Raw genomic sequence first — 7,652 nt, 5'->3', positions numbered from 1 at the left:
AAGGGATGGTCCTCTAATGAGCCACCCCGCCCCGACCGGGCCGTCGCACTTCGACCCCGGCGCCGAGGCCGCCCGCGCGACCGCGGCGATCCTCCACGACACGCTGCACGGCGCGGCCCGGGGCGTCGTGGTGGACTCGCCGCCGGGCGCGGGCAAGTCGACGCTCGTGGTGCGCGCGGCGCTGGAACTGGCCGCCGCAGGGCGCCCGTTGATGGTGATCGCGCAGACCAACGCCCAGGTCGACGACCTGGTGCTGCGGCTCGCCGAGAAGGAACCTGACCTGCCGGTCGGGCGCCTCCACAGCAATGACACCGACCCGTACGACAAGGCCCTCGACGACCTGGCGAACGTACGGAAGTCCGCGAAGGCGGCGGATCTGGCGGGTCTGGACGTCGTCATCTCGACGGCGGCGAAGTGGGCGCACGTGAAGGTCCCCGAGCCGTGGACGCACGCGATCGTCGACGAGGCGTACCAGATGCGTTCGGACGCGCTGCTCACCGTGGCCGGGCTGTTCGAGCGGGCGCTGTTCGTCGGCGACCCGGGGCAGCTCGACCCGTTCTCCATCGTCGGAGCCGACCAGTGGGCGGGCCTTTCCTACGACCCCTCCGCGAGCGCGGTCTCGACACTGCTCGCCCACAACCCGGAGCTCCCCCAGCACCGGCTGCCCGTGTCCTGGCGGCTCCCGGCCTCCGCCGCGCCGCTGGTCTCCGACGCGTTCTACCCGTACACGCCCTTCCGCAGCGGCACGGGCCACGGCGACCGGCGCCTCGCCTTCGGCGTCCCCTCCGACGGCTCGGGCCCCGACCGCGTGCTGGACGAGGCGGCCGAGTCGGGCTGGGGCCTGCTGGAGCTCCCGGCCAGGCACACCCCGCGCACGGACCCCGAGGCGGTACGGGCGGTGGCCCAGGTCGTACGCCGCCTCCTGGACCGCGGCGGCGCGGCTGTCAGCGAACGCTCGCCGGACCCGGTCCCGCTGACGGCCGACCGTATAGCGGTGGGCACGGCCCACCGCGACCAGGCAGCGGCGGTACGGGCGGCGCTGACGGAGCTCGGTGTCACGGGCGTGGCCGTCGATACGGCGAACCGCCTTCAGGGCCGCGAATTCGACGTGACGGTGGTACTCCACCCGCTGTCGGGCCGCCCGGACGCGACGGCGTTCCACCTGGAGACGGGCCGCCTGTGCGTGCTGGCGTCGCGCCACCGCCATGCGTGCATCGTGGTGTGCCGCGAGGGCGTGGCGGACCTGCTCGACGAGCATCCGTCGACGGAGCCGGTCCAGCTGGGGGTCACGGTCAAGTTCCCGGACGGCTGGGAGGCGAACCACGCGGTACTGGCCCACCTCGCCGAGCACCGCGTCCCCTGGCAGCCCTGAACCCCCACCCCGAGCACCGCGTTGCCTGGCAGCCCTGGGGCGTACTTGCGCGGGACGGGACAATGGACGGTGGCCGTCGAGCACAGACGGCCGAGAGAAGGAGGAACCACCCATGGCGGAACCCGAGCGCACCGAGCGGCGGCTGCGCCCCGCGCCGCTGCTTTTCGAGCCTTCGGAAGCAGCCGCCGATCCCGAGCACTTCTTCGACCTGGAGTCGATGGACGACCCCGGTGAGCTGCTCGAACGTGCCACTGAACTGACGCTGGCATTCCGCGCGGCGGCGGACCGTGCGGTCGAGTTCCAGGCGATGGCGGCCGCGCAGCTCGCGGACCCGAAGCGGTTCGACCGGCTGTCGGCGGAGGAGATCGCGGAGCGGGCGGACTGGGCCGAGGCGTACGCGGTGAAGATGGTCGAGTTCGGTCGCGACCTCCTGCGCGGCACGGGCACCGGCGCCTGATTCGCTGGGTCAGGGGGACATCACAAGCGGGGGATGTCCGCGTCGTCACGCGAGATGGGCAGCCGTCACGCCCGATTGGCATATGCCGTCGCGCAAGATACTCCTCGTCGCCCCTCCCTGTCCCGGTTTCCGGCAACCCTCAGAAGCGGAACCGGTCCTGCCCGTAGATGTATGTGCCATGACCGCCTCGCGAGACCACGCGCCCACCGACATCTTCCGCGTCCTCCGGAACGAGGGTTCCCACCACACCGCCGAGGTGACCGCCGCCGGCGCTGCCTGGCTCGCCTCTGCCGCCGCCTATCCCCGCAGCACGCTCTCGCTCTGGGAGGGCCGTCCCAGCACCCCCGGCGTTCTGCCCTGCGGGTCGGTTTTCGATGTAGTGAGCGTTCCGGCGATGTTCGGACGCCGGATGCTCGACCGGTTATGGACGGAGGGGCCCGGCTCGGGGCCCGTCGCCACGCACCGCGGCCGGATGCTGCTCTTCGCCTCCCCCGGCACCGCCCAGCGGCTGCCTTCGCTGCTCCAGTGGGAGGAGTGGGGAGGAGGCGGCCGGGAAAGCGAAGGGACCATGCCGCCCCTGCTCTGCCACGGCACCGGCGACGCCGTGACCGTCCCGCCGCTCACCGCCCCGCACGCCCCCCAGAGCCCCTCCGGGCCGCGCTGGCTGGTTGCCCCCGACGTACGCCACCCGTGGCTTCCGGGGCCCGATGTGATGCTCTGGGCGTGCGTACGGGCGGGCCGTCCCGGGCAGGTCACGGAGCCCCGGATATCGATTTTTCCTCCCGCCGAACAGGATGCTAAGGTCTACGACGTCAGCAGGCGCCGCTAGCTCAGTTGGTTAGAGCAGCTGACTCTTAATCAGCGGGTCCGGGGTTCGAGTCCCTGGCGGCGCACAGACGGAGAAAGCCCCTCGCGAGAGCGAGGGGCTTTTTCGTTGCGCGTCGCACGTCGCAGCCGATTCATGCCGTCGGCGTGATCCTCACCGTCCACGCCCCCGACCGCGTACGGTCCGCCACCTCCACCCTGGTCCCCTCCCCCGGCACCGTGAACGTCTCCCCGACCCCCACCGGCGCATCCGCCAGCGGCGGGTAGACCGAGCGGTCCCAGCACGCCTCGGTGTCCGGGTGGGCGTCGATCACCTCTATCGGCCCGGCGCCCGAAGCCGCCTCGTTGCGCACTCGGTAGATCAGCACCCCCTCGGTGCAGGTGGCCCGGTCGTTGCCCGTACCGCCCCGCGCCTCGATGGCGATTGCCCCGCCTTCTCCGGTCCGTACGACCGCCAGCCGCGTCCCGCCTTTCCCGCCCCGCACAGAAGGTGGCGCGGCCAGCGGCTCCAGGGTGAGCCGGGTTCCTCCGGTGCCCGATACGCAGGCCACCTGCCGCCGGTCGAGCCAGCCCAGCTTCCACTTGTGCCACCCGAAGAGGTCCGGCGCGAGGCCGAACTGGCTGCCCATGACGTCCCAGTCCCCGACGTACGTGTCCCAGTCGCCCTTGCCGTCGACCGGCCGGTGATAGAGGTCGGGCAGGTCGAATACGTGGCCGGTCTCGTGGGCCAGCACGTTGCGGTCCGGCGGGTGCTGCTCGAAGACCGTGACTATGCGCTTGATGTCGCGGCCGTCCGCGCGCAGCGGCCGGTCGAAGTTGACGACTTTGGTCGCGTCGGAGTCGACGCCGGGCGCGTCCGGGTCGGCGACCAGGTAGACGATGTCGTACCGCGTGAAGTCGACCCGGTCGTCGGCCGCGGCCACCGCGTCGCGCAGGTAGGCCGAGCGGCGGTCCGGGTCCCAGTCGCGCTGTATTCGGTACGCCGTGGAGGACTCCGGCATGTCGACCCAGGTCCGCTCCGGGTGGGTGCGCAGCTGGAACTTTCCGTACGAGGCGCGGTGGAAGAAGTCGCTGGTGGCGGGGAAGTGGTCGGCGGCGAGCTGGTCGGGGGTGAGCGTGGGTTCGGAGTCGGGGAACTCGAGGAAGACCATGACGGCGTCGAGGGTGTGTATGGGGCGCGGGTAGGCCCGGTTCCAGGTGTCCAGTCCGAGCGAGTGGTGCGCCGTAGTACGTGGCAGCACGCAGGGTCCGCCGTCCCGGGCCGCCACGACGGGGCCGGCGACGAGCGCGGTGGCAGCGAGCGCCGTGAGGGAGGTGAGCAGTGCCGCCGTACTGCGCAGGCGCTGGCGCTGGCGGGACCGGTCAACTCCCCCGGATGTCCTGCGACGGACCACGTCGACCTCCGGGGTGCGGAAATGCGGGGCACCCCACCCACCTTCTGGTGGTTTAGCACTGGATGCCCTGTTCCGCTGCTCCGCATGGGTGACACGGCCGACACCCCGGCGAGATCACAGAAAGTCACAATCGTTCACGTAGGAACACCTCAAGGCGCAGCCGCGCAGAAACGATCGGCCGCGGGAGGCGGGTGCTGGGCATCACGGCCATGCAGCTGGATCGGCCGTCCCGACTGCCTCTATGATCGGCACACTTTCCTGCATGAAATCCGCCCAGGGCAGTGGCCTCCAGCCGGCCGACGGCCCTCGACAACATCTGTCAGCCATCAATGCCCTGCGGGAGCGAGCGGTGAGCGGAACCTACGATGGACCCGGTTCAGCCCCCGAGACCAGGCGGCCGCGGGCCGTTACACAGCGTGACGTGATGGGCCGTTCCGCGTCCGAGCTGCGCGATTACCAGGCCGCCTTCAACGCCGCCCACCTCGCCATGGCTGTCGTGGACCACGAGGGCCTCCTCGTCTCCGCCAACGACTCGCTCGCCGCCATGCTCGGCACCGACGCCGACCATCTGCACGAGCAGGCCGCGGCCGACCTCCTCGACCTCGCCGCCGACGCCCGCAGCTTCGACGCCTACCGCGAGGTCCTCTCCGGCCGCAGGGCCCGCTTCCGGTGTACGCGCAGACTCAAACACCCCGACGGGCGCTCGCTGTGGGCGGAGGTCACCTTCACGCCCGTGCCGGACAGCAGCAGCGTGCTGCTGTCGGTCGCGGACATCAGCGACCGGCGCGAGCTCCAGGCCCGGCTGCGCCACCTCCAGATGCACGACCCGGTGACCCGCCTCCCCAACCGCACGCTTTTCTTCGAGCGGCTCGCGTCCGCTCTGGAGAACTCGACGTGCGACGACGGGGGCACCGGCCGGATCGGGCTCTGTTATCTCGACATCGACGGCTTCAAGGCCGTCAACGACACCCTCGGCCACCGGGTCGGCGACCGGCTGCTGGCCGCCGTGGCGTCCCGGCTGTCCCGGTGCGCCGACCAGTACGGGTACGCACGCAGCGGCGGCCATCTCGTCGCCCGCCTCGGCGGCGACGAATTCGCCCTGCTCGTCGAGGACTCCACCGGCACGGAACAGCTCGCCGATCTCGCCCAGGCCGCACTCGTCGCGCTCCAGCAGCCCTTCGACCTGGCCGGGCAGCGGCTGTCCGTGTCGGCGTCCATCGGAGTCGTCGAGCGGGTCGCGGCAGGCACCACGGCGACCGGTCTCATGCAGGACGCGGACACGACGCTGTACTGGGCGAAGGCGGACGGCAAGGGCCGCTGGACCCTCTTCGACCCTGAGCGCAACGCGCACCGGATGACCCGTCAGGCCCTGTCCAGCACGCTGCGACCCGCCGTCGAGCGCGGTGAGTTCACGCTGGAGTACCAGCCGCTGGTGGACCTGGAGGGCGGGGGCGTACGCGGGGTCGAGGCATTGGTCCGATGGGAGCATCCTCAGTTCGGCACACTGGCGCCGAATCGGTTCATCGGAATTGCTGAAGAGGACGGATCGATCGTCCAGCTCGGCCGGTGGGTGCTGCGGACCGCCTGCCGTCAGGCCAGGCAGTGGCAGACGGACCACCCCGGCACCCCGCCGATCTTCGTCAGCGTCAACGTCGCCGTACGCCAGGTGTGGGACTCCGACCTGGTCGCGGACGTCGCCGAGATCCTGGCCGAGACGGGGCTGGCGCCCGAGCTGCTCCAGCTGGAGCTGACCGAGTCGGCGGTCATGGGCTCGGCGGGCAGGCCGCTGCAGGCCTTGCAGGCGCTGAGCGACATGGGCGTACACATCGCCATCGACGACTTCGGGACCGGGTACTCGAACCTCGCCTATCTGAGCCGGCTGCCCGTGTCGGTGCTCAAGCTGGACGGCACCTTCGTCCGCGGCTTCCAGGACGAAGAACATGCCAACCCGGCCGACGAGACGATCGTCGAGGCGCTCGTGCAGCTCGCGCACCGGCTCGGGCTCACCGTCACCGCCGAGTGCGTCGAGACCTCGGGGCAGGCGGCGCGGCTGCGCCGGATCGGCTGCGACACGGGGCAGGGCTGGCTGTACTCGCGGGCGGTCGCGCCGGAGCTGATCGACTCGATGATCGCCGTCAGCGCGCTGCAGGTCTGACGGCGATCACTTTCGGCGTACGCATCAGGCGCGGGGCAGGCCGTACGCGTCCGCGATGAGCTCGTACGAGCGAAGGCGTACGTCGCCGCCGTGCGCGTTGGCCGTGATCATCAGCTCGTCGACGCCGGTCCGCTTGGCCAGGTCGTCGAGGCCGGTCCGGACCGTGTCCGGGGTGCCGTGGATGACGTTGCCGAGCCAGCCGTCCACGAACTCCCGCTCCAGCGGGCTGAATGCGTACGCCTCGGCCTCCTCCGGCGTCGGGATCAGACCGGGCCGGCCGCTGCGCAGCCGGAGCATCGACAGGGCGCCGGTCAGCACCTGGCGGCGGGCCTCCTTCTCGTCGTCCGTCGCGAGCGCCGATACGCCGATCAGGGCGTACGGGGCGTCGAGGACGGCGGAGGGGCGGAAGGACTCGCGGTAGAGGTCCAGCGCCGGGATGGTGTTCTGCGCCGAGAAGTGGTGGGCGAAGGCGAAGGGCAGGCCGAGCGTTCCGGCGAGGCGGGCGCTGAAGCCGGAGGAGCCGAGCAGCCAGATCGGGGGGCGGGCGGAGGGGCCCTGGACCGGGCCCGGGACGGCGTGGATGCGGGCGTAGGGGTGGCCGTCGGGGAAGTCGTCGTCGAGGAAGCGGGTCAGCTCCGCGAGCTGCTGCGGGAAGTCGTCGGCGCCTTCATGGATGGGGGTACCTCCCATGCCCTTCAGGCTATGGGGGCGGTCTGTGCGGCGGAGTGCGGCGGCGGTCGCGCCGTCCGTGCCCGGGGCGCGGCCCAGGCCCAGGTCGATGCGGCCGGGGGCGAAGGCCTCCAGCGTGCCGAACTGCTCGGCTATGACCAGCGGTGCGTGGTTGGGCAGCATGACGCCGCCCGAACCGAGGCGGATGCGGTCGGTGTGGGCGGCGATGTGGGCGAGGATCACGGCCGGGGAGGAGCTGGCGACTCCGGGCATGGAGTGGTGCTCGGCCACCCAGTAGCGGTGGAAGCTGCGGCTCTCGGCCAGGCGGGCGATGTCGACGCCGGTGCGCAGCGCGTGGGTGGCGGTGCGGCCGTGGCCCACCGTCGCCAGGTCGAGTACGGACAGGGGTACCGGCGCGTTTCCGCTCGCCGTGCCTCGAATCGCGTCCACCGGGGGGGGGTCCTCCTGCTGAGTGCGGTGTGTACAACCACTGCACCAACAGGAGGGTGACTCCGGTTATTCCCGGAGAGGGGCAAGCCCGCCGCAGGCGACCTAGGCAGTGTCTGACAAATGATCACGGACTGGTTCGCGGAGCCAGAGGATCAGTGAGGCCAGGGCGACTCCGGCGCGGTAGCGGTCGGCGAGCTTGTCGAACCTGGTCGCGATCGCGCGGAACTGCTTGAGGCGTGCGAAGCATCGTTCGACCACGTTGCGGTCGCGGTAGACCTCCTTGTCGAAGGCGGGCGGCCGGCCGCCGAGGCGCCCTCGGCGCCGGCGGTG

7 protein-coding genes and 1 tRNA gene are annotated in these 7,652 nt (G+C 71.4%); 5 read left to right on the top strand and 3 right to left on the bottom strand.

The genetic code is table 11. The features are described from left to right. Positions 1 to 16 precede the first annotated feature (16 nt). The 4 genes from J7I98_RS39900 to J7I98_RS39885 all read left to right on the top strand — a co-directional run bounded on the left by J7I98_RS39900 (position 17) and on the right by J7I98_RS39885 (position 2,722). Positions 17 to 1,372 carry an AAA domain-containing protein gene (locus J7I98_RS39900; RefSeq protein ID WP_214929956.1) on the top strand — a complete coding sequence of 452 codons (1,356 nt, stop codon included), beginning with the start codon at positions 17 to 19 and terminating at the stop codon, positions 1,370 to 1,372. Positions 1,373 to 1,484: 112 nt separating this feature from the next. Next, complete coding sequence (locus tag J7I98_RS39895) at positions 1,485 to 1,829, top strand: hypothetical protein (RefSeq protein WP_214929955.1); 345 nt, start codon at positions 1,485 to 1,487, stop codon at positions 1,827 to 1,829. A gap of 178 nt (positions 1,830 to 2,007) precedes the next feature. Next, positions 2,008 to 2,658 (top strand): hypothetical protein, encoded by a 651-nt coding sequence (locus J7I98_RS39890; protein WP_214929954.1) that lies wholly within the window; start codon positions 2,008 to 2,010, stop codon positions 2,656 to 2,658. Next, positions 2,649 to 2,722: transfer RNA gene (locus J7I98_RS39885), tRNA-Lys, on the top strand. The genes J7I98_RS39890 and J7I98_RS39885 overlap by 10 nt, the downstream gene beginning before the upstream one ends. Before the next feature lie 66 nt (positions 2,723 to 2,788). On the opposite strand, the gene J7I98_RS39880 is transcribed toward J7I98_RS39885, so the two are convergent. Continuing rightward, positions 2,789 to 4,048: a M6 family metalloprotease domain-containing protein gene (locus tag J7I98_RS39880; protein WP_214929953.1), complete on the bottom strand. Its 1,260-nt coding sequence runs from the start codon at positions 4,046 to 4,048 to the stop codon at positions 2,789 to 2,791. 424 nt (positions 4,049 to 4,472) lie between these two features. Between J7I98_RS39880 and J7I98_RS39875 the strand changes: the two genes are divergently transcribed. After that, a complete protein-coding gene (locus J7I98_RS39875; protein WP_251021896.1) occupies positions 4,473 to 6,203 on the top strand; it encodes a bifunctional diguanylate cyclase/phosphodiesterase in 1,731 nt (576 codons plus the stop codon). A gap of 24 nt (positions 6,204 to 6,227) precedes the next feature. Here J7I98_RS39875 and J7I98_RS39870 read toward each other — a convergent pair whose 3' ends face one another. Continuing rightward, complete coding sequence (locus J7I98_RS39870) at positions 6,228 to 7,322, bottom strand: LLM class flavin-dependent oxidoreductase (RefSeq protein ID WP_214929951.1); 1,095 nt, start codon at positions 7,320 to 7,322, stop codon at positions 6,228 to 6,230. 102 nt (positions 7,323 to 7,424) lie between these two features. After that, the coding region (locus tag J7I98_RS39865) for a transposase (protein ID WP_214929950.1) at positions 7,425 to 7,652 on the bottom strand (228 nt) is incomplete at its 5' end.

It is taken from the genome of Streptomyces sp. ISL-98, from assembly GCF_018614055.1.
GTDB classification, from domain to species: domain Bacteria; phylum Actinomycetota; class Actinomycetes; order Streptomycetales; family Streptomycetaceae; genus Streptomyces; species Streptomyces spiramyceticus.
This window is presented reverse-complemented; position numbering and strand designations above follow the sequence as displayed.